General features: G+C 67.3%; 21 protein-coding genes, 2 pseudogenes and 1 riboswitch. Of the genes and pseudogenes, 9 read left to right on the plus strand and 14 right to left on the minus strand.

Annotated features, from left to right (window positions below; translation table 11 throughout):
* Nucleotide 1: 1 nt before the first annotated feature.
* Entirely contained in the window at nucleotides 2–466 is a 465-nt protein-coding gene (locus N2K95_RS13835) for a YccF domain-containing protein (protein ID WP_260652001.1), read from the minus strand.
* A gap of 87 nt (nucleotides 467–553) precedes the next feature.
* Between N2K95_RS13835 and N2K95_RS13840 the strand changes: the two genes are divergently transcribed.
* Entirely contained in the window at nucleotides 554–1,015 is a 462-nt protein-coding gene (locus N2K95_RS13840; protein ID WP_260652002.1) for a pyridoxamine 5'-phosphate oxidase family protein, read from the plus strand.
* Nucleotides 1,016–1,090: 75 nt separating this feature from the next.
* Here N2K95_RS13840 and N2K95_RS13845 read toward each other — a convergent pair whose 3' ends face one another.
* Entirely contained in the window at nucleotides 1,091–2,710 is a 1,620-nt protein-coding gene (locus tag N2K95_RS13845; protein WP_255790823.1) for a DEAD/DEAH box helicase, read from the minus strand.
* A gap of 286 nt (nucleotides 2,711–2,996) precedes the next feature.
* Here N2K95_RS13845 and trmB point away from each other — a divergent pair, with 286 nt between their 5' ends.
* The 4 genes from trmB to N2K95_RS13865 all read left to right on the plus strand — a co-directional run bounded on the left by trmB (nucleotide 2,997) and on the right by N2K95_RS13865 (nucleotide 6,252).
* Nucleotides 2,997–3,863, plus strand: a complete 867-nt coding sequence (trmB, locus tag N2K95_RS13850; RefSeq protein ID WP_260652003.1) for a tRNA (guanosine(46)-N7)-methyltransferase TrmB — start codon at nucleotides 2,997–2,999, stop codon at nucleotides 3,861–3,863.
* Between the two features lie 5 nt (nucleotides 3,864–3,868).
* Nucleotides 3,869–4,867, plus strand: a complete 999-nt coding sequence (locus N2K95_RS13855; RefSeq protein ID WP_260652004.1) for an NYN domain-containing protein — start codon at nucleotides 3,869–3,871, stop codon at nucleotides 4,865–4,867.
* On the plus strand, nucleotides 4,864–5,508 hold the full coding sequence (locus tag N2K95_RS13860; protein WP_260652005.1) for a class I SAM-dependent methyltransferase: 645 nt from the start codon (nucleotides 4,864–4,866) through the stop codon (nucleotides 5,506–5,508). Before N2K95_RS13855 ends, N2K95_RS13860 begins: the two co-directional genes overlap by 4 nt.
* A gap of 117 nt (nucleotides 5,509–5,625) precedes the next feature.
* Entirely contained in the window at nucleotides 5,626–6,252 is a 627-nt protein-coding gene (locus N2K95_RS13865) for a dihydrofolate reductase family protein (protein WP_260652006.1), read from the plus strand.
* Nucleotides 6,253–6,270: 18 nt separating this feature from the next.
* Here the strand turns inward: N2K95_RS13865 and N2K95_RS13870 are convergent, their stop codons facing one another.
* From N2K95_RS13870 to dnaK, 5 genes and pseudogenes are all read right to left on the minus strand, one after another.
* Nucleotides 6,271–7,017: an MOSC domain-containing protein gene (locus N2K95_RS13870; protein ID WP_260652007.1), complete on the minus strand. Its 747-nt coding sequence runs from the start codon at nucleotides 7,015–7,017 to the stop codon at nucleotides 6,271–6,273.
* A gap of 173 nt (nucleotides 7,018–7,190) precedes the next feature.
* Nucleotides 7,191–7,589: pseudogene (locus tag N2K95_RS13875) on the minus strand (heat shock protein transcriptional repressor HspR); the annotation flags it as partial.
* 67 nt (nucleotides 7,590–7,656) lie between these two features.
* Nucleotides 7,657–8,655 carry a DnaJ C-terminal domain-containing protein gene (locus N2K95_RS13880; RefSeq protein WP_255790828.1) on the minus strand — a complete coding sequence of 333 codons (999 nt, stop codon included), beginning with the start codon at nucleotides 8,653–8,655 and terminating at the stop codon, nucleotides 7,657–7,659.
* Nucleotides 8,656–8,793: 138 nt separating this feature from the next.
* The gene (locus tag N2K95_RS13885) at nucleotides 8,794–9,438 is read right to left on the minus strand and encodes a nucleotide exchange factor GrpE (RefSeq protein ID WP_255790829.1); all 645 of its coding nucleotides are present in this window, start codon (nucleotides 9,436–9,438) and stop codon (nucleotides 8,794–8,796) included.
* A gap of 2 nt (nucleotides 9,439–9,440) precedes the next feature.
* On the minus strand, nucleotides 9,441–11,324 hold the full coding sequence (gene dnaK, locus N2K95_RS13890) for a molecular chaperone DnaK (RefSeq protein ID WP_260652008.1): 1,884 nt from the start codon (nucleotides 11,322–11,324) through the stop codon (nucleotides 9,441–9,443).
* Nucleotides 11,325–11,564: 240 nt separating this feature from the next.
* On the opposite strand from dnaK, the gene N2K95_RS13895 reads away from it, so the two are divergent.
* The gene (locus N2K95_RS13895) at nucleotides 11,565–12,368 is read left to right on the plus strand and encodes a methyltransferase domain-containing protein (RefSeq protein WP_260652009.1); all 804 of its coding nucleotides are present in this window, start codon (nucleotides 11,565–11,567) and stop codon (nucleotides 12,366–12,368) included.
* A 63-nt stretch (nucleotides 12,369–12,431) separates the two neighbouring features.
* Nucleotides 12,432–13,031 (plus strand): nucleoside/nucleotide kinase family protein, encoded by a 600-nt coding sequence (locus tag N2K95_RS13900; RefSeq protein ID WP_260652010.1) that lies wholly within the window; start codon nucleotides 12,432–12,434, stop codon nucleotides 13,029–13,031.
* A 6-nt stretch (nucleotides 13,032–13,037) separates the two neighbouring features.
* Here N2K95_RS13900 and cls read toward each other — a convergent pair whose 3' ends face one another.
* Nucleotides 13,038–14,513, minus strand: coding sequence for a cardiolipin synthase (cls, locus tag N2K95_RS13905; RefSeq protein ID WP_407080088.1), 1,476 nt, complete (start codon nucleotides 14,511–14,513; stop codon nucleotides 13,038–13,040).
* Between the two features lie 83 nt (nucleotides 14,514–14,596).
* On the opposite strand from cls, the gene N2K95_RS13910 reads away from it, so the two are divergent.
* On the plus strand, nucleotides 14,597–15,484 hold the full coding sequence (locus N2K95_RS13910) for an aminodeoxychorismate lyase (RefSeq protein WP_260652011.1): 888 nt from the start codon (nucleotides 14,597–14,599) through the stop codon (nucleotides 15,482–15,484).
* Nucleotides 15,485–15,513: 29 nt separating this feature from the next.
* On the opposite strand, the gene N2K95_RS13915 is transcribed toward N2K95_RS13910, so the two are convergent.
* The 3 genes from N2K95_RS13915 to N2K95_RS13925 all read right to left on the minus strand — a co-directional run bounded on the left by N2K95_RS13915 (nucleotide 15,514) and on the right by N2K95_RS13925 (nucleotide 18,589).
* Complete coding sequence (locus tag N2K95_RS13915) at nucleotides 15,514–16,317, minus strand: energy-coupling factor transporter transmembrane component T family protein (protein WP_260652012.1); 804 nt, start codon at nucleotides 16,315–16,317, stop codon at nucleotides 15,514–15,516.
* Complete coding sequence (locus N2K95_RS13920) at nucleotides 16,314–17,810, minus strand: ABC transporter ATP-binding protein (RefSeq protein ID WP_313771100.1); 1,497 nt, start codon at nucleotides 17,808–17,810, stop codon at nucleotides 16,314–16,316. Before N2K95_RS13920 ends, N2K95_RS13915 begins: the two co-directional genes overlap by 4 nt.
* Before the next feature lie 161 nt (nucleotides 17,811–17,971).
* Nucleotides 17,972–18,589 (minus strand): ECF transporter S component, encoded by a 618-nt coding sequence (locus N2K95_RS13925; protein WP_260652014.1) that lies wholly within the window; start codon nucleotides 18,587–18,589, stop codon nucleotides 17,972–17,974.
* 90 nt (nucleotides 18,590–18,679) lie between these two features.
* Nucleotides 18,680–18,814, minus strand: a riboswitch (TPP riboswitch).
* Between the two features lie 91 nt (nucleotides 18,815–18,905).
* Here N2K95_RS13925 and N2K95_RS13930 point away from each other — a divergent pair.
* On the plus strand, nucleotides 18,906–19,169 hold the full coding sequence (locus N2K95_RS13930) for a DUF4235 domain-containing protein (RefSeq protein WP_227919224.1): 264 nt from the start codon (nucleotides 18,906–18,908) through the stop codon (nucleotides 19,167–19,169).
* 191 nt (nucleotides 19,170–19,360) lie between these two features.
* Here the strand turns inward: N2K95_RS13930 and mnhG are convergent.
* The 3 genes and pseudogenes from mnhG to N2K95_RS13945 all read right to left on the minus strand — a co-directional run.
* Nucleotides 19,361–19,705: pseudogene (gene mnhG, locus N2K95_RS13935) on the minus strand (monovalent cation/H(+) antiporter subunit G); the annotation flags it as partial.
* A 43-nt stretch (nucleotides 19,706–19,748) separates the two neighbouring features.
* On the minus strand, nucleotides 19,749–20,009 hold the full coding sequence (locus tag N2K95_RS13940) for a monovalent cation/H+ antiporter complex subunit F (RefSeq protein ID WP_255790837.1): 261 nt from the start codon (nucleotides 20,007–20,009) through the stop codon (nucleotides 19,749–19,751).
* Nucleotides 20,006–20,584: a Na+/H+ antiporter subunit E gene (locus N2K95_RS13945; RefSeq protein WP_260652015.1), complete on the minus strand. Its 579-nt coding sequence runs from the start codon at nucleotides 20,582–20,584 to the stop codon at nucleotides 20,006–20,008. The genes N2K95_RS13940 and N2K95_RS13945 overlap by 4 nt, the downstream gene beginning before the upstream one ends.
* Nucleotides 20,585–20,598: the final 14 nt, after the last annotated feature.

The following is a 20,598-nucleotide window of genomic DNA, read 5'->3' on the forward strand; positions in this document are numbered from 1 at the left end:
GTCAGGAGGGCCACTGCTGCTGCGGAGCCACCCGCCCCTGGTAGCCGGGCTGCCGGTAGGCATTGCCGGCGTACGGGGTGATCTGCCAGGTGTCCGTCGGGACAATGACCTTGCCCAGCGGCATCAGCGAAATGGGCAGCATCTTCAGATTGGCAATGCCCAGCGGGATTCCGACGATGCTCACGAACATGGGGATGGCCGTGAGGATATGGCCGACCGCGATCCAGATGCCGGCCAGCAGCAGCCAGACGATGTTTCCCAGCAGGCTGAGGGGTCCGGTGAAGCCGCCCCGGTCCACCACCGTCCGCCCGAACGGCCAGAGCGCATAATTGGCGATGCGGAAGGACGCGATGCCGAACGGGATCGTGACGATCAGCAGGCAGCAGAGAACCCCTGCCAGCGCGTACCCAAGGGCAAGCCAGATGCCGCCGAACAAAAGCCAGATGACGTTCAGGATCGCTTTCATGGCTCCATTGTTCTCCACCGGGCACTGATAAGCCACGGCTTCGATGCCTGCATACCCGCCCGCCTGCTCCTGCCCTAGACTGGCGCCATGCCGATCAGCGATGAGACCACAGCAGACCACCTGACCTCCAGCCAGTGCTGGGCATACGTCCGGCAGGCCCGGTTCGCCCGGCTGGCCGTGGTGGTCGACGGGCACCCCGAGATATTTCCGGTCAATTTTGCCGTGGATCACGGCACGGTGGTGTTCCGGACCGCGGCGGGCACCAAGCTGTCCGGCGCCCTCTCCGGCAACCCGGTTGCCTTCGAAATCGACGGTTACGACGACAGCCTTTCATCGGCCTGGAGCGTGGTGCTGAAGGGCGGCGCCACCCTGCTGGAGGACTACGCGGAGATCATGGACTCGGAGGATCTCGCATTGTTCCCCTGGCAGGCCGGCGCCAAGAACGCGTTTGTCCGCATCGAACCGGAGGTCACGGCCGGCCGCCGGTTCCTCATCTCCAACGCAGCACGGCGGAATGTGCTGCGCGGCATGGGTCTTTACACCGAATAGGGCCACCACTGACAGCACAAAAAAGAGGCACCGCATCAACAGTGGATGCGGTGCCTCTTTTCGCTGAGCTAAGGCTTAGCGGGAACGGCGTTCGTTCGATGCCGGCGCGGTGGCGCGGCGGGGACCGGCTGCACGTGCCGGGCGGCCGGAGGCTGCACCGCCTGAACGCTGGCCTGCACCGGCGCCCTCGGCGCGCTGGCCGGTGGCCGGGCGGCGGTTGCGTCCGGATGCGGTGGCAGCCGAGGCGCTGTTGCGGCGGCCGTCGGCGGACCGTGCCGGACGCTGCGTACGCACGTCGTCGACGGCGCGGTCATTGCGCTCGTTGCGTTCGCTGCGTTCCATGCGGTCGGGACGTTCCGCCGACACGCGGCCGCGTCCGCCTGTGCCGCCGCGTCCGCCGGCGCGGGGTGCACCGGTGGAGCGGGCTGCACGCTTGCGCTGGGCATTGGCGCCGGTGGAGCGGCCGCCGCCCTGCTGCGGGGACTTGGCTGCAAGCTGCGCGGCGCGGACGTGCGGTTCCACAACGGCCGCGCGTTCGCCGACAAGCTTGGCGATGGACGGCGAATTGTGGCTGACCTTCTCGATGGAAACGTCGACGCCGGCAGCCTTCATCAGCTTCGACACCTCGCTCTTCTGCTCCGGGAGGGTCAGCGTCACCACGGTTCCGCTGGAGCCGGCGCGGGCCGTACGGCCTGAACGGTGCAGGTAGGCCTTGTGCTCCGTGGGCGGATCAATGTGGACCACGAGTTCAACGTCATCCACGTGGACGCCGCGGGCGGCGACGTCGGTGGCTACCAGGACGCGGACGTCGCCGGAAGCGAACTCCGCCAGGTTGCGGTCACGGGCATTCTGGGACAGGTTGCCGTGCAGGTCCACCGTGGGGATGCCGTTGTCCGTGAGGAACTGGGCCATCTTGCGGGCGTGGTGCTTGGTGCGCATGAACATGATGCGGCGGCCCTGGCCACCGGCCAGTTCCTTGACCAGCAGCTTCTTGGCCGTCTGGTCCTGGACCAGCAGCACGTGGTGCTCCATGGTGGACACCGCTGCCTGCGGCTCATCCACGGAGTGCGTCAGCGGGTTCGACAGGTAACGGCGGACCAGCTTGTCCACGCCGTTGTCCAGGGTGGCGGAGAACAGCATCCGCTGGCCCTTTTCCGGAGTGCGGTCCAGCAGGCGCTGGACAACCGGCAGGAAGCCGAGGTCTGCCATGTGGTCGGCCTCGTCCAGCACGGTGATCTCGACGGACTCGAGGCTGATGACCTTCTGCTTCATCAGGTCTTCGAGGCGGCCGGGGCAGGCGATGACGATGTCGACGCCGGCCTTGAGTGCCTTTTCCTGACGCTGCTGGGACACGCCGCCGTAGATCACGGTGGTGTTCAGGCCAAGCTCCTTGGCCAGGGGCTCAATGACGTTGTTGATCTGCGTGGCCAGCTCGCGGGTCGGCGCCAGGACCAGGCCCAGCGGGCGGTTCGGGCGGCGGCGGTAAGCGGCTTCATTCTCGGCCAGACGGGCAACGAGGGGAAGGGAGAACGCCAGCGTCTTGCCGGAACCGGTGCGGCCGCGGCCCAGGACGTCGCGGCCCTTAAGGGTGTCCGGGAGGGTTTCCACCTGGATGGGGAAGGCCTCGTCAATTCCGGCAGCGGCGAGGGAGGAAACAAGTGCCTTGGGCACACCAAGGGCAGCAAAAGTGGTCATTAAAGACAGGCAACTTTCGGTAAGAGGCCCCCGACGCCGTTTGGGCCGAGGGTTCGCCGAAGAAAAGTCAGACAGTGTCTACCGCACTGAAGCGGGACAAAAGAAAGCGTTCATCGACGCAGGCTGGACTGCTTACACACACTGTTCCACCCGCGGTTATTAGCCGGGATGGACAATGGCAGGACCAACATCTGCCTCCAGTTTACCGTAATGCGGAAACTTTCCTAATCGGGGGCGGGGGCTGCGGTGAAATCCGGACCCGCGGCAGCCGATAGCATTAACAATAATGACTACTGAACCAGCCCTGCCCGATGCCGCCGAGAGCCGGTCCGCCGACGTCGGCACAGACACCGGCTCAGAGCCGAATTTCCGCTCCCCGGTGTCCTTCGTCCGCCGCGGTTCACGTCTGCAGGGGCGCCGCCAGCAGGCGTGGGACGAGCTTTCGGACCGCTTCGTGATCGACGTGCCCCGCGATGAGGCCGACACCTCGGTATCCCCCGACTACGTGTTCGACGCCGCCGCCGAGTTCGGCCGCACCGCTCCCCTCGTCGTCGAAATCGGCTCGGGCCTCGGCGAAGCAGTTGCGCACGCCGCGGAGCAGAACCCGGACAAGGACTTCCTGGCCGTGGAGGTCTATCTCCCCGGCCTGGCGCAGACCCTGCAGCGGATCGGACAGAAGGGCCTGACGAATATCCGCGTGGTGCAGGCCAACGCGCCGGAGGTGCTGAGCACCATGCTCCCCGCCGGTTCCGTGGACGAGGTCTGGGTGTTCTTCCCCGACCCCTGGCACAAGACGCGCCACCACAAACGCCGCCTGGTCAAGGATTCCTTCGCCGAACTGGTGGCCCGGGTGCTGGTGCCCGGCGGCATCTGGCGTCTGGCCACCGATTGGTCCGACTACGCCGTGCAGATGCGCGAAGTCCTGGACGCGTCCGCACTGTTCCGCAACCTGCACGACGGCGAGCGTGCCGGTGAGGACAGCCCGCTCACCCGGGTGCACCGGGAGGGGCTCGAAAACAAGGCCCCGGACGACGACGTCGATGCCCGCGGGGGCTGGGCGCCCAGGTTTGAAGGCCGGACACTGACCAGCTTCGAAAACAAGGCCCACGAGGCCGGCCGGCTGATTTTCGACCTTGCTTACCGGAGGAACTGAACAAAATGACTGAACCGAACGACGCCCGTGTCGGCCTCTACATCGACTTCGACAACATCGTCATCTCGCGCTACCAGCAGTTGCACGGCCGCAATGCGTTCCAGCGCGACGGCATCCGCAATTTCGACAAGACGAACCGGGAGGCCGACCCGGAGGTTGCCGCCAAGCTCACGGCTGCCACGGTGGATTTCAACGCCATCATCGATTTTGCCGCGTCCTTCGGCACCCTGGTGGTCAACCGCGCCTACGCGGACTGGTCCGTGCCCGTCAACGCGAGCTACCAGCGCCAGCTGATGTCCCGTGCGGTGGACCTGACCCAGCTGTTCACCACCACCACGCGCGGCACCAAGAACGGCGCTGACATCCGGCTCGCCGTGGACGTGGTCGAAGACCTCTTCCGGCTGCCGGACCTGACCCACGTCATCATCGTGGCCGGCGACAGCGACTACATTGCCCTCGCACAGAAGTCCAAGCGCCTCGGCCGCTTTGTGGTCGGCATCGGCGTTGCCGGCTCGACCAGCACCTCCCTCGCCGCCGCCTGCGACGAATTCGAGGACTACGACTCCCTGCCCGGCATCGTGGCTGCCGCTGCTGCCCCGGCTGCGGCCGATTCGTCGGCCGAGAAGCGGCCGGCACCGACGGATTCGCAGCCCGATCCGGCCCCGGCCCGCAGGCTCACCACCGTTCCCATGTTCTCGCACACCGGCCAGGCTGCGTTCGACGAGCCGGAACCGGCCGACGACGTCGACCCGGGGGTGGTCGCGACCGAACTCCTCGTGCGGGCGCTGCAGATCGGCCATGCCAAGGGCGACGCCGACGAGTGGCTCAACACGGGCACGGTGAAGAACCAGATGCGCCGGATGGATCCGGCCTTCAACGAGAAGCCGCTGGGCTTCCGGTCATTCACCGACTTCCTCTCCTCCCACGGCGATCTCGTGGAGCTTGACGACGACGGTCCGCAGCGGCTCATCCGCCTCCGCCCGGAAGCCAAAGCCCGGCGTTGAGCTCAGAATCCCCCGAGTCCCTGCCGCAGGATCCCGCAGCCGTCGAGGAGCTGTGGGACCGCCGCTACGCCGGCAGCGACGGGTTGTGGAGCGGCCAGCCCAATGCCGTCCTGGTCAGCGAGACCCGGGGCCTCCCGCCCGGACGCGCCTTGGACGTCGGCTGCGGAGAGGGAGCCGACGCCCTGTGGCTGGCCCAACAGGGCTGGGACGTCACTGCACTGGACGTCTCCGGAGTCGCCCTCGCCCGGGCCGCCCGCCAGGCCAAACTGCGTTCGGTCCAGGTGAACTGGGTCCATGCCGGCTTGGTCGAGGCTGATCTTTCGCCGGCGTCCTTTGCCTTGGTTTCGGCGCAGTACCCCGTTCTCCTGCGGACCGACGGGAACGAAGCGGAACGTGCGCTGCTCCGAGCCGTCGCGCCCGGCGGGATTCTCCTATGGGTACACCATCCGCCGCCCACGGCGGAGGAAGCAGCGGCCCGTGGAATTGACCTCCGGGACTACGTGGGCCTTGCCGATGTGGCCGCACTGCTCGATGACGATTGGCGGATAGAGGTGGACGAGACCCGTCCGCGGCACGTTTCCGCCGGCGCCGGGGCGCACCACAAGGAGGATGTGGTGCTGCGGGCACGGCGCCTGCGCTGACGGCCCTCTGCAGGTCAGCCCCGTCAACATCAGCCGTGCTCATTGACAGCTGCATTACGTGACCGCAAGCATGTTGCCCGGCGCGGATGTACGTACAGCACTCAATGGGAGGGCACCATGGCCGGCCGGATTTCCATCGACCTTTATATGACGCTTGACGGCGTCGCCCAGGCTCCGGGCGGCCCGGAGGAAGACCTGGAGGGAGGCTTCGCCTTCGGCGGCTGGCAGGCTCCCCTGCTGGATGAAACCATCGGTGCGCAGGTGGACGAGGCCATCTCCTCCATGGACGCGCTGCTGCTGGGGAGGAAGACGTACGACATCTTCGCCGCCTACTGGCCCCACCAGCTGGACGGCGAGAATTCCGGCATTGCCCGCAAGTTCGATGCCGTCCCCAAATACGTCGCGTCCCGGGGAGCCCCGGATCTGGACCGGTGGCGGGACTCGCACCTCCTCGACGGGGACCTGGCGGCGGCACTGGCAGGTTTACGGCAGCGGCACCGGGAAATCCACGTCATCGGGAGCATCGAGTTCTGCCGCACCCTGGTCGCGGAGGGTATGTTCGATTCCCTGAATCTGTGGGTGAATCCGGTGGTTGTCGGCCCGGGAAAACGCCTGTTCCCTCCGGACGGCCCGCCCGCGGAACTGACGCTGCTCGGGGCACCGATAACTTCGGGAAAAGGTGCGGTACTGCTGCGCTACGGCTGGGCGGGACCGACGCCCGGAACCGGACTCGTCGGGGCCTGAGCCTTCCCGCTGCCGCAGTTATAGGTTCCCGCTGCGGCGAAGGGTGACAGGGTCGCCGATCCGCAGCATCCCTGTCCGCAGGACATGAGCCTGCAGACCGAATTCCGTAGAGTGGTGCCGGCCGAGAAGCGTCAGGGCCTTGGTCTCGGCCGGGACACCGGCCTGCGCCTGGTCGATCATCACGCAGCGCGGCATCCCCTCCCCCAGACGCAGAATAACCCCGCCTCCGAGGACCAGCTCGGCACCGACCCAGTCGTCCTCGCAGAATGCCGGCTGGGAACCGGTGTCGATGACGATGTTGGCGCGGAAGCGGCGGTCATCCACCGCACCACCGGCCATTGCCTCGAGGGCAGCCAGTGAGGATGTTGTCACCAGGTGCAGTGGCGTCTCGTCGTGGTGTCCGACAGCGGTTTCGGGCCGCAGTGTCAGTTCCCGGCCGAAAGCTGCGCTCAGCGCCCGGGAAGCGGCCGGATCATCCGCACGGTAGCTGAGACCGTCGGGGCTCAGCAGCAGCGGTGGTGCAGCGTCGGTGTCCATGCCGTTGTCCTCAACAACCGAGGACCACTGCATCAGGCCGGGCACGGGGCGGAAGCGACGGGTCCGCTTGCCGCTGGCGATGCCGCCGTCGTCGGTGTAGACGGCCCACCGGCGGTCATGCAGCAGCCCCCTGTCGGTCACAGCGGAGGTGCGCAGCGCCTGGCCGGCGGTCGACTTGACCGGATAGCGGTACAGCGCTTGAACATTACCTACCGGCGTTTCCTGCATTCCGGCATTGTGCCACAGGGGGAACTGCGTTGCCCGGAACCCCTGTGACGGCGGGTGCCTTATAGGGACTGGATGTAGCCGTCGTCGGCGTAGTCCCGTTCTGCGGACTTGCCGGCGGGAAGCGCGCGCAGCCGGCTCCGGCGTTCCATCAGCGAGACCAGGCCCAGCTGCTGCACGGCGGTGGCGGCCGCGGGCGGGCGCTGTCCACGGCTGAGGGTGACGACGTCGCCGGCCAGTCCTGCGGCGAAGACGCGGCTGCGGTCAGAGGAGCGCCGCTGCGCTTCGTCGAGTTGCGTGGAAAGCTCCGCTACCCGCTGGCGCAGGCCGGTGACCTGGTTCTGCAGCTCCATGATCCGCTTGATGCCCTCGAGGGAAACGCCCTCCTGGGAGAGCTTCTGGACCTCGCGCAGCAGTTCAATGTCGCGCTGGGAGTAACGGCGTGAGCGGCCGGGCGCCCGGCTGGGGCGCACAATCCCGAGCCGGTCGTACTGCCGGAGGGTCTGCGGATGCATTTCCGCGAGCTCAGCGGCAACGGAGATCACGAAAATAGGCGCATTGACGTCTATGCCCATTGTTCCTCCTTTACTGCTGTTGAAATGGTAACCCTGTCATAACCCTCCGGCCGGCGGAACCGGTGGGCTAGAGCCGTGCCTTGGCTGCCAACGCGATCCGGGGATCCTCGCCCTTGGTGGCGTCGGCAAACGCTTCCACGGCTTCCCGGGCATCCTTGCTCAGGTGCGAAGGTACGGCAACATCGATGGTCACCAGCAGGTCTCCGTTGCCCTTGGAGGTGTGCACGCCCCGCCCCTTGACCCGCAGGGTGCGGCCGGACGGCGTTCCCGCGGGGACTTTGAGCCGGACGGTGTCCGAGGTCAGCGTAGGCACCTCAATGGTGGCGCCCAGGGCGGCCTCCGGGAACGAGACCGGGACGTGGATCCGGATGTTGTTGCCCTCACGGGCGAAGAAGTCGTGCGGCGTGACGTGGACGGTGACCATCAGGTCCCCCGCACCCGCGGCACCGGGCTGGCCCTTGCCGCGCACCCGGATCTTCTGCCCGTCCTTGACCCCGGCAGGTACACGGACCTCAACCACTTCGCCGTTGGGTTCGCGCAGGCCGATCACGGTTCCGTTAATGGAACCGGCAAAGGAAATGGTGGTGCTGGCGGTACGGTCTGCACCCTTGGTGGGGGGCGGGGCGCCGAAGCCGCCGCCGCCGAATCCCCCGCCGCCGCCGAAGAGGTCGGCGAATTCGGGCGGGATGTTGCTGCCGCCGGCGTTGAAGGTAGTCCGCCGGCTGCCGCCGCGGGCGGTCTGGCCGAACAGGTCCCCGAAGATGTCCTCGAAGCCCGCTCCTCCGGCCCCGCCGCCGCCCGGCGCGCCGCCGGCTGTGAACCGTGCGCCGCTTCCCATGGCGCGGATGGCGTCATACTGCTGGCGTTCCTCCGCGTCGGAGAGGACCGAATAGGCCTCCGAGAGGTCCTTGAACATCCGCTCGGAGTTGGCGTCGCCCTGGTTCTGGTCGGGATGGTACTTCCGCGCCAGTTTGCGGTACGCCTTCTTGATGTCCGCGTCGGACGCATCCTTGGGAACACCCAGAATCTTGTAAAAGTCCTTATCGACCCAATCCTGACTAGCCAATTGGTGTCCCTTCCTCATGTGCCGATCCCGCTGCGTTGCCGTGGAAACACGGCTGCCGGGCCTGCTTGCCCCTGCTGCGGGACCTGCCGATGGAAAAATGTCCGGGGCCGCTGTGCTGCGGCCCCGGACACGGTATAGCTACTGTTCCGGTACCGAAACAATCACCTGCGCCGCACGCAGGACCCGCTCACCGGACTTGTAGCCGGCCCGCAGGATCTGCGTGACTGTATCGAACGTGACGTCCGCACTCTGCTGCTGGATGAGTGCCTCGTGGATGTTCGGATCGAACTCCACGCCGGTCTCATCGATGCGGCTGAGCCCGTACGTCTTCAGCGAGTTCTCCAGCTTGGCAGCGATCGCAGCGAAGGGTCCCTCCGCCAGGTCGCCGTGCTGGCGTGCCGCGTCGATGTCGTCCAGAACAGGCATCAGTGAGTTCAGCACACCGATGACTGCCATGTCCCGTGCGACGTCGCGGTCGCGTTCCACCCGCTTGCGGTAGTTCACGTACTCGGCCTGCAGGCGCAGCAGGTCGTTGCGCAGTTCCGCTGCCTCCGGTGAACCGGACGCGGCAGGCTGGGCCGGCACGTCGGCGTTGTTCAGGATCTGCTCCGCCTGGGAGAGTGCATCTCCGTCGGCCCCGGCGGCCGGGGCGGAAGCCGAAGCTTCCTCCCCTGCCGCGGCACCGTTGGCGGAATCCGCGGTCTCGCCCGAGCCGGGAGTGTCCTGGCCGTTTACAGGCTCTTCACCTTCGGGAGTGTTCCCGTGCTCGTTTTCCGCCGCCACGATTACTTCTTTTCTTCGTCGTCGACAACTTCGGCGTCAACGATGTCTTCGTCACCGGCGGCGCTGCCTGCAGCAGCACCGTCAGCCGGAGCACCGTCAGCAGCACCGGGGGCGCCTTCGGCACCGGCGGCGGAGGCGGAGGCGTAGATAGCTTCGCCCAGCTTGGTCTGGGAAGCCTGCAGCTTCTCAAACGCAGTCTTGACCTCGTCGTCGTTGTCCGTGCCCTCGAGCGCCTTCTTCAGCGCGTCGACGTCGGACTTGACCTCGGTCTTGACGTTGTCCGGCAGCTTGTCGTCATTGTCGGTGAGGAGCTTGTCCACCGAGTAGGCGAGCTGCTCGGCCGAGTTGCGGATGTCTGCTGCCTCGCGGCGCTTCTTGTCCTCGGCGGCGTGCTCTTCGGCTTCACGGACCATGCGGTCGATGTCTTCCTTGTTCAGGGAAGAACCGCCGGTGATGGTCATGGACTGCTCGGCGCCGGTGCCCTTGTCCTTGGCGGACACGTGCACAATGCCGTTGGCGTCGATGTCGAACGTGACCTCGATCTGCGGAACGCCGCGCGGAGCCGGAGCAATACCGGTCAGCTCGAACGTGCCCAGCGGCTTGTTGTCGCGGGTGAACTCACGCTCGCCCTGGAAGACCTGGATGGCCACGGACGGCTGGTTGTCATCCGCGGTGGTGAAGGTCTCGCTGCGCTTGGTCGGGATGGCCGTGTTGCGCTCGATCAGCTTGGTCATCACACCGCCCTTGGTTTCAATGCCGAGGGACAGCGGGGTGACGTCGATGAGCAGGACGTCCTTGCGCTCGCCCTTCAGCACACCGGCCTGCAGGGCTGCGCCAACGGCTACAACCTCGTCCGGGTTCACGCCCTTGTTCGGCTCCTGGCCGCCGGCCAGTTCCTTCACCAGTTCGGAGACGGCAGGCATGCGGGTGGAACCGCCCACGAGGATGATGTGGTCGATGTCGGAAACCTTGATGCCGGCTTCGCTGATGACATCCTGGAACGGCTTCTTGGTGCGGTCCAGCAGGTCCTTGGTCAGGTCCTGGAACTTGGCGCGCGACAGGTGCTCGTCCAGGTGGACCGGGCCTTCGGGGGTGACCGAGAGGTACTGCAGGGAGATGTTGGTGGAGGTGGCCGAGGAGAGTTCCTTCTTGGCCTGCTCCGCTGCTTCCTTCAGGCGCTGCAGGGCGATCTTGTCCTTGGACAGATCCGCACCCTTGGCCTTGGCCTGGCTCAGCAGGTAATCGACAATCCGCTGGTCCCAGTCGTCGCCGCCGAGGCGGTTGTCACCGGCCGTGGAGCGGACCTGGATGGTGGAGAATTCGTCTTCGTCCTTGCCGACTTCCAGCAGGGAGACGTCGAAGGTGCCGCCGCCGAGGTCGAAGACGAGGATGAGCTCGTCTTCCTTGCCCTTGTCCAGGCCGTAGGCCAGGGCAGCTGCGGTGGGCTCGTTGACGATGCGCAGCACGTTCAGGCCGGCAATCTCGCCGGCTTCCTTGGTGGCCTGGCGCTCGGCATCGTTGAAGTAGGCGGGAACGGTGACCACGGCGTCCGTGACCTTCTCACCGAGGTAGGCCTCGGCGTCGTTCTTCAGCTTCATCAGGATGCGGGCGGAGATTTCCTGGGCGGTGTACTTCTTGCCGTCCACGTCTACGTTCCAGTCGGTGCCCATGTGGCGCTTGACGGAAGCGATGGTGCGGTCAATGTTGTTGACTGCCTGGCGCTTGGCGATCTCGCCGACCAGGACTTCGCCGGACTTGGCGAAGGCTACGACGGACGGAGTGGTGCGGCCGCCTTCGGCGTTGGCGATAACCGTGGGCTCGCCGCCTTCCAGAACCGAAACAACCGAGTTGGTAGTACCGAGGTCAATACCTACTGCACGTGACATATTTGCTTCCTCTTTCCTTGGAAAACCCGCATCCCGTGGCTTCGCCGCCTTGCCTGACCAGTAGGCCGGCTCCGCGGACTGCCATGGAGAGCGATTGAGCGTTCTACACTCAACTTTACTCGGCAGTATTTCTTTGTCAACAAACTTGAGCCACCAACGCTCAACTTTGACCCGGGCAGCTGCGGAACACGGCCGCCGCCGTTTCCCGCTCTCCGGCCCGGCGGGCGGTAGGGTCCTGCCATGGCTTCCGAAACCTATTCCCACGGCCATCACCGCAGCGTGGTGGATGCCCATGCCGTCCGCACCGCGCAGGACTGCGCTGCGTATCTGCTGCCGGAGCTGACGTCCGGGATGAGCGTGCTCGACGTCGGCTGCGGACCGGGCAGCATCACCGCCGACTTTGCGGCGCTCGTGGCTCCGGGACCGGTGGTGGGCCTGGATTCCTCGGAAGACGTCCTTGTCTCCGCCCGGTCCCGGGCGGCCGGACGGGGTCTGGCCAATGCCTCCTTTACCGCCGGCAATGTCTACGACCTCGACTTCCCGGACGAAACCTTCGACATTGTCCACGCCCACCAGGTGCTCCAGCACCTGATGGATCCGGTGGCCGCGCTGCGGGAAATGCGCCGGGTTGCCAGGCCGGGCGGGCTGGTGGCGGTGCGCGACGCCGATTTCTCCGGCATGATCTGGCATCCGCCCACGCCGGAGCTGGCTCAATGGATGGCGGTCTACCAGGAGATAGCCCGCGGGAATTCCGCCGAGCCCGATGCCGGCAGGCACCTGCTCGGATGGGCACTCGAGGCCGGCTTCACCGACATCGCCCCGTCCTCGTCCAACTGGCTCTACGCAGCGCCGGAAGAGCGGCGCCGGCACGCGGACTCCTGGTCCGAACGCGTACTGCACTCCGCCTTCGCCGAACAGGCGCAGGAGCGCGGGCTGGCGGACCGGCAGCTGCTGGAACGGCTTGCCGCGGGCTGGAAGGAGTGGGCCGCAGCCCCGGACGGCTGGTTCCTGATTCCCTGCGGGGAGCTGCTTCTTCGGGCCTGACCCTTTCTGGCTAGGGTTAAGGAATGTTCCGAATCCTGACCGCGTGTACGGGCGGCATCCCCGATGCCCGCTAAACCCGGCGCGCCCCTGCTCATTGCGGTGGACGGCTTCTCCGGCGCCGGCAAAACGACCCTGGCCACCGGGATTGCCGCTGCCCTGGCCCGCTGCGGCTCCGTGCGGCTGTTCCATCTGGAGGACGTCTATCCCGGCTGGGACGGACTGGAATCGGGAATGACCTACTACCGCGAGGAGATCCTGCGGCCGCTCGCCGAAGGACGCTCCGCCCGGTGGCAGGCCTGGGACTGGAACGCCGGCCGCTGCGGCCGCTGGCACACCACGGAACCTGCCGACGTCGTGGTCTTCGAAGGCGTAGGTGCCGCGCACCGCGGGGCCCGTGCCCTGCTGGACACCACGGTCTGGGTGGAGGGTGAGGAAAACGTCCGGCGCCGCTGCGCGCTGGACCGTGACGGGGGAACCTACGCACCGCACTGGGAGCGCTGGGCGGCGCAGGAACGCCGCTGGGCTGCCGACGACGACGCCGCCTCCGCCGCGGATCTCACCGTGCGTCTGGTGGGTCCGGGGACAGACGCCGCGGCCGCACTGAAGACCGTCCTGGCGCGGCTGCAGCCCGAACGGCCGCCGACGGATGTGCGGGCTGAGTAAGGAAACCTACTGCAGGGTCGCGGTCAGCCGGGCCACGTTGTCGATGTACCGCTGCCACACCGGCCGGCCCACCCAGTTCTCCAGGATGAGTTCCTTGGACAGCGCCCGGTAGGTGTCTTCGATGCGGCGCATCTGCTCGACGATGGTGCCGTCAAACATCATGACCGACACTTCCAGGTTCAGCGAGAAGGAGCGCATGTCCATGTTGCTGGACCCGAGGACGGCCACCTCGTTGTCGATGGTGAAGTGCTTGGCGTGCAGCACCAGCGGCTTGGGGTACTGGTAGATCCGGACTCCGGCCCGCAGCAGCGCCTCGTAGTAGGAGCGCTGCGCGTGGTCCACCAGGAACTGGTCCCCTTTTTCGGACACAAACAGTTCCACTTCGACCCCGCGCTGCGCCGCCGTCGTGACGGCATAGAGCAGGGTGTCATCAGGGACGAAGTACGGGCTGGTGATGGAGATGCGGTCGCTGGCCGAGTAGATAAGGGAGGCGAAGAGGCGCAGGTTGTTTTCGGTGCTGAACCCGGGACCGCTGGGCACCACCTGGCAGGTCACGTTGCCCGGATCGAAGGACCAGTCGTACAGGTTCAGTTCCCGTTCCAGGTTTTCGTCCGTCTCCGCGTTCCAGTCGGTGGCGAAAACAACGTTGAGTTCATCCACCACCGCTCCTTCCACCCGGGCCATCAGCTCCACCCATTTCCGGCCCGACCGGCGGTTCCGTCGTTTGTTGTACCCCGGCTCCACCAGGTTCTGCGAACCGGTGAAGCCGACTGCTCCGTCCACCACCAGGATCTTGCGGTGGTTGCGCAGGTCCGGCCGGCGCCAGCGCCCGCGGAAGGGATTGACCGGCAGCATCCGACGCCACTGGATGTCGCTGCCGCGCAGTTCGGCCAGCAGCTTCCGGTAGCCGGGGATGCGGATCGTGCCGATGTGGTCAAACAGGAGCCGGACCGTGACGCCGCGTCCGGCTGCGTCACTCAGGGCACGGAAGAAGTCCCGGGTGACGGCGTCGTAGCCCATGATGTAAAACTCCACGTGGACGTACCGTTTGGCGCTCTTCACCGCCTCGGTCATCTCTGAAATGGACTCGGTGTAGTCCCGCTGCAGGTCAACCTTGTTGCCGTCCATGGTGGGAAACGAGCCCAGCCGGCGGTTAAGCTGCGCGGCATTCAAGACCCACTCGGGGCCGTCGTAGTTGGTGCCCTCGGCTTCCAGCTCGTTGGTGTTCTCGCGGACCAGGCGGCTGATTTCGGCCTGCCGCTTCACCCGGTGCTCGGAAAGCCGGCTGTTACCGAAGAACGAAAAGAGGATGATGCCCGGGATCGGCAGGAAGAAAATGCACAACAGCCAGGCCATCGCCGTCGTGGGACGGCGGTTGCCGGGGACCACGCCCAGGGCGATGATCCGGATCGCGTAATCCACCGTGGTCAGCACCACGGCTGTCCACCCGGAAAGATCAAAACCGGTCAGAGACCACCACACACCCTTGCTCCTCCCGATGCCGCCTTCAAGACAGCCTATCGGTCCTGCGGCAGGTGCCGTGCCTGCGCGGCTACGCTGGGCCCATGACTGTTCTGGTTTTCCTGGATTCCGCCTTCCCCGACGGGCGTCCGGCCGATGCCGGCGTGCCCCAGCTGATGATCAATGACCTGGGGGTGACGCGCGGAGACGGCATCTTCGAATCCCTGCTGGCCGTGGACTCGGTGCCCCGCAAGCCGGATGCCCACCTGGACCGGCTGGCATCCTCCGCACAGCTGCTGGAACTGGACATTCCCCCGCGGGAGGCCTGGGAACGTGCCATCGCCACTGCGCTGGCACTGCATGCAGAAGCTGAGGCCGACGACGCCGGCCACGCCGGCCGCGCAGCGGTGAAACTTGTGGTGACCCGCGGCGTTGAGGGTGCCGCCGCACCCACCGCGTGGGTGCAGGTGACCGTTGCCCCCGATGCCGCGGCGCAGCGCGAGGCGGGCATCAAGGTCCTGCTCCTGGACCGCGGTTACGACAGCCTGTCCGCCGCCCGCGCGCCGTGGCTGCTGCTCGGCGCCAAGACGTTGTCCTACGCCGTGAACATGGCGGCCCTCCGCTACGCACGGCAGCACGGTGCCGACGACGCCATCTTCACCTCCTCCGACGGCAAGGTGCTCGAGGGACCCACGTCCACGGTGGTGCTCGCCCGCGAACGGAACGGCGTCCGCACCCTGCTGACCCCCGAACGCAGGAGCGGCATCCTGGCCGGAACCACGCAGGATGCCCTGTTCAAGGCCGCCGAGGCAGCCGGCTGGGAACTGGGGTACGGGCCGCTGGTGCCCGAGGACCTGTTCGCCGCCGACGGCGTCTGGCTGGTCTCCAGCATCCGGCTGCTGGTGCCGGTGCGCTCCATCGACGGCCGCGAGCTGCCGTTCTCCGCGGCACTGAACAGCGAACTGGCCCGGCTGGCGGACGCGGCCCTCTAACCCGGCGGGAGACTCGTCCCGGGAAGGCCTCAGGTCAGGATGAAGTTGAACGTCCCGGCCGCCGCCGCGGCTGCCACAGCCGCGGCCGAGACAACCACCCCCGCCGCCAAAACGATGCCGTCGATGCTGCTGAAGGTCGAGGTCCGTGCCCAGGTGCGCTCCGCTGCTCCGAAGCCGCGCGCTTCCATCGCCGTCGCGAGCCGGGTGGCCCGGCGGATCGCCTGGACCAGCAGCGCCAGGGACTGCCCGGCGAAACCCCGGAGACGGGCCGCTCCCCCGGCGTCGGGTCCGGCGCCGCGGGCGTGACGGGCCAGGCCGATGGTGCGCCATTCCTCCACGAGCAGTCCCACCAGGCGCATGGCGGCCAACGCCCCGAGCACAAAGCGGTGCGGCAGGCGCAGCTTCTGTGCCAGGGCATCGGCCAGGTCGGTGGGGTCGGTGGTGGTCAGCAGGTAGATTCCCGGCAGGGCAATCGCCAGGCCGCGCAGCCCGATGGCGATGCCCGCGCCCACTGACCCGGAGGTGAACATCAGCGGGCCTGCGTCCAACAGCACCGTTCCGGTCTTTTCCGCCAGCAGCGCAGTGCCCCACGCGCCAATCAGTGCCGCGGCCAGCAGCGGCCAGATCCGCCGCACCAGCGTAGACACCCGGATGTGCAGCAGCGGCAGCAGGGCCAGTTCGGCGGTGAGGACGACGGCGGCGCTCACCCAGTCCACCGTGATCAGCACCGCCAGTGTCAGGAGTATCGCCGAGGCGAGCTTGGACAGCGGGTTGGCACGGGCGAGGAAAGTCCCTGCGGGACGGGCAGGCGCCCCGGCCACCGCGGCGCTCACTGCCGCACCTGCGCATTGCGTGCCGTACCCGCACCGTCGGCAGGACCGGCCGGAGCCGCGCCGTCGGCGGGAGTACCGGCAGCGGCTGCCAGCACCCCGTCCGCCGCCCGCAGGTTCCGGGAGGCGAGGGCCTCGATAAACTCGGCGTCGTGCGTAACGGAAACCACGCAGCACCCCTCGGCCAGCTGCCCGCGCAGCAGTGCCACGAGTTCCGCCCAGGTCCGGGCATCCTGCCCGAAGGTCGGTTCATCCAGCAGCAGGATGGACGGTTCCGTGGCCAGCATGGTGGCTACGGACAGCCGCCGCTTCTCCCCGCCCGAGAGCGTGAACGGGTTGGCTTCGAGCAGCCCGTCCAGCCGGAGCCGTTCGGCCAGCAGCTGCACCTTGGCCAGCACCTGCCCGTCCGTGTCCTGCTTCAGCCGCCGGGGCCCGAACGCGAGCTCATCCCGCACGGTGTTGGTCAGGAACTGGTGTTCGGGTTCCTGGAAGACGGTGCCGATGCGGCCCACAAGCTGTGCCGAGGTCCAGCGGCCCGGTTCCGGGCGGGCGGTTCCGGCCAGCGCCGGCGCTGCGGCCAGGGTGCCTTTCCGCGGCCGGAGCAGTCCGCCCAGGGTCAGGGCAAGCGTGGACTTGCCGGCTCCGTTGGGTCCCGTGATGCCGACGGCGGTTCCGGCGGCCAGGGCCAGGTCTGCTCCGGACAGCACGGCGGGACCGCGGCCGGAACGGGCAACGGCCAGTCCCCGGGCCTCCAGCAGCAGGGGGCCGGCTGCGGGAGGGGTCCAGGGGCCGCCCGGGATTTCCGGGGCGGTACCGGGAAGCCAGACGCCGGATTCGGCCAGGGTGCTCCGGTGCCCCGGATCCCCCAGTACCTGTTCCGGCGGACCGTCCGCGAGGACCCCTCCTCCGGCGGCAAGGACCACTACCCGGTCCACGACGCCGGCCCAGACATCCACCCGGTGCTCAACCACAATCAGCGTGGCACCCGTGCGGTCGAGCACCCGGGTCACGGCGTCGCGGATTTCGCCCACACCGTCCGGGTCCAGATTGGCGGTGGGCTCGTCGAGCAGCAGCAGGCCCGGCTCCATGGCCATGACGGATGCCAGCGCCAGGCGCTGCTTCTGCCCGCCCGAGAGCGCGGCCGTGGAGCGGTCCAGCGGAACCTCCAGTCCGACGTCGGCCAGTGCCGAACGCACCCGCGGCCAGATCTCCTCGGCCGGGACCGCGAGGTTCTCCGCACCGAACGCCACTTCGTCCCCTACCCGGGACAGGACGGTCTGGGACTCCGGATCCTGCAGGACCAGCCCGGTCCTGCCGCGGGCAGCCGGGTCCGCCGGGTGGACGCCGTCGAGCGTTAGCGTCCCGTGTTCCTCCCCGCCGGTGTCCGGGCCCAGCACACCGGCCAGGGCGTGCAGGAGCGTGGACTTTCCGGCGCCCGACGCTCCCAGCAGCAGGACGCGCTCGCCAGGGGAAATAGCCAGGTCAAGCCCGGACACCGCCGGGCCGGTCCGTCCCCCGTGCCGCCAACCCCACCCCTGCGCCGCCACCGCAGCCGGGCCCGAACGCCGCCGGGATTCCGGGAACCCGTCCGGGAGCGGGGCAGCGGACTCTGAAGCAGGCGGGCGGCTACGGCCGCCCTTCCTGCGGAAAAGCACCGTCACGCCGTACCTGTCCGGCCCGACGCGAACGGTGCAAGGGCACCCGTCCGGGCCAGGGCACGGACCGCCAGCCAGGACAGCCCGCCGGCAATAACCGCGCCGGAGACGCAGGTGAGCAGGACGTACAGCAGCTGCCACTGCGCTGCCCACTCCACGTTGTACAGGATGTTTTCGCTGAGGCCGAGGAACAGGCCGGAGCCCAGCCCGGCCAGCAGTGCCACGGGAAGGGAGAACCGCCGGTACAGGAACAGCAGGAACACCAGTTCGGCGCCCAGGCCCTGCAGGAAGCCCGAAAGCAGGACGGAGAGGCCGAACTGCGTGCCCAGCACGCCCGACACGGCCGCGGCCAGCATTTCGCAGTAGATCGCTGCACCGGGTTTGCGGATGACGAGCCCGCCCAGCACCCCGGCAATCAGCCAGCCGCCGGTGTAGAGCCCGGCGAGCGGCGGAAACACCGCGGTGAGTGCGCTGATCCCGGCATACCCCAGGGACCAGGCCCAGAAGATGACGCCCACAGCCACGGCAAGGACGGAAGCGACAACTATGTCCACCACCCGCCAGGAACGCCGTGAAGCTGCAGGCCGGGTGCGGCGGAGTGCCGCGGATTGGTCTTTCATGAATGTCCTCCTGATGTCAGGAGGGGAGGGTGATGCTGCACCGGTAAACCGGCACCCTTCCCCGTGGACCGTTGCCGGTCAACGGGGAATGTCCCTGAGCTCTCGACTCCCTTCGCCGGTACTAACCGGATCAGGTTCGAGGGTCTGCGGATATCCGCACTCTCAGCGCCTTATCCTTTGCGGTCCGAAGACCTGCTGCGGGACGGCGCTCCCCTGTCGTATGTTTGCGATTCCACTCTACACACGCACCCCGGATCCGGCGACGGGCAAACCGGTACCGTAGGGTTAGGAAAAACGCCCGAAGCTAGGAGTATTCATGAACCTGATCCTCAAACTGCTTGGAACCGGAGCGAGCATCCTCTCCGGTATCGTCGCCGCCAAGGTGCTGGACTTCGCCTGGACCAAGGCCACCGGCAACGAGCCGCCCAAGGACGCCGAAGGCAGCCTGGAGAACAGCCTCCGTTCCGCCGTGGCCTTCGCCGTGGTTTCCGGTGCCGTCAGCCAGGTCATCCGCGTGCTGACCAACCGCGGCACGCAGCGCGCCATTCAGCGCTACCAGAAGACGCCGGAAATCGTCTAAGCCTTCGATTTTCCTGCCTCCGCCCCCGGGTGGAGGAGCTGCGCTCAGCCCTCGGGGTTTTTCCCCCGGCGCTGGGCGTCGCTGTTTAACGCGTCCCCCGCGGTTCCGCGGGCACGCAGCAGCTCGTCGTCGTCGAGCTCCCCGGTGTAGCCGTGCCGCGGATCATCGTCCACGCGCGGATCATCGTCTTCGTCTTCCAGGGCATCCTCTTCGGCTTCCCGGAGCAGGCGCTGGGCACGTTCGACGACGTCGTCGAGCTCGTCGATGATCAGCAGCTCGGGCCGCAGGTGCTTGGTCCGGTAGCCGGCGCGGCCGACCATGTGGGCGGAGACGGGGGCCGTCAGGAGCATGAAGATCCACACCACGGCCAGGACCGGCAGCAGCTTCCAGCTCCGGAATTCCACGGCCATCGCCAGCAGGAACAGCAGCAGCCCGAGAACCTGGGGCTTGGTGGCTGCGTGCATGCGGCTGAGCAGGTCCGGGAACCGGATCAGGCCGATGGCCGCGGCCAGGGACATCAGGGCACCGCCGAGCATCAGCACGGCCGTGATCACGTCATAAACGGTTTCTTCCACGGTCCTACCGCCTGTCCGTCACGAAGCGGGCAACCGTCACGGACCCGATGAAGCCGATGAGGGAAATGGCAACCAGCAGGGCCAGATAGTCCAGGTTGCGGTAAACGATCATGTCCGTCATCAGGGCGGCACCCACAATCGCCAGCAGTACGTCCGAGGCCAGCACCCGGTCAAGGATCGAGGGGCCGCGGGCAATCCGGTAAATGGCACCGGCACCGGCCACGGCCAGCATGACGGACACCGCCACCACTACTGCGCCCATCATGCCCGGCCTCCAATCTTTCGTTCCCGTGTCTGCACGGTTTCGGCACGCAGTGCGGCCAGCTCCTCTTTGGTTCCCAGCGTCCGGATCAGCCAGGCCTCCGCATCCAGCGCATCGGCCCGCACCTTTTCCGCCTGCTCCGCCGTGGACACGTTCAGTGCGTGCAGATACAGGGTCGAGGTGGAACGGTCGACGTCGACAATCAGCGAGCCCGGAATCAGCGACAGTACGTGGCCGGTGGCAGTGACCAGCAGGTCCGACCTGCTGCGCAGCTTCACCCCGATCACTCCGTTGCGGATCCGCGGACCGCGGAAGACCGCCAGCCAGAACACGTGGAAGCTGGCCTGTACCAGCTGCCAGAGGAAGCGTCCGGCGAAGATCATCCCGTAGAACGGGTTGAACCTGCCGCTGAGTTCCACGGGCGGGAGGTAGAAGATGTTCGCTACGAAGAACGCGATCACTGCCCCGAAGACCAGGTTGCCGGCACTGAAGTCCTGCCACAGCGCTCCCCACAGGAACACCAGCCAGATCAGCAGGGGCAGCTCCTGCAGCAGGGGAACGCGGGAGCGGTTACGCATGCGTGCTTCCTTGG

The sequence above is a fragment of the Arthrobacter zhaoxinii genome (assembly GCF_025244925.1).
In the GTDB taxonomy this organism is placed as follows: Bacteria; Actinomycetota; Actinomycetes; order Actinomycetales; family Micrococcaceae; genus Arthrobacter_B; species Arthrobacter_B zhaoxinii.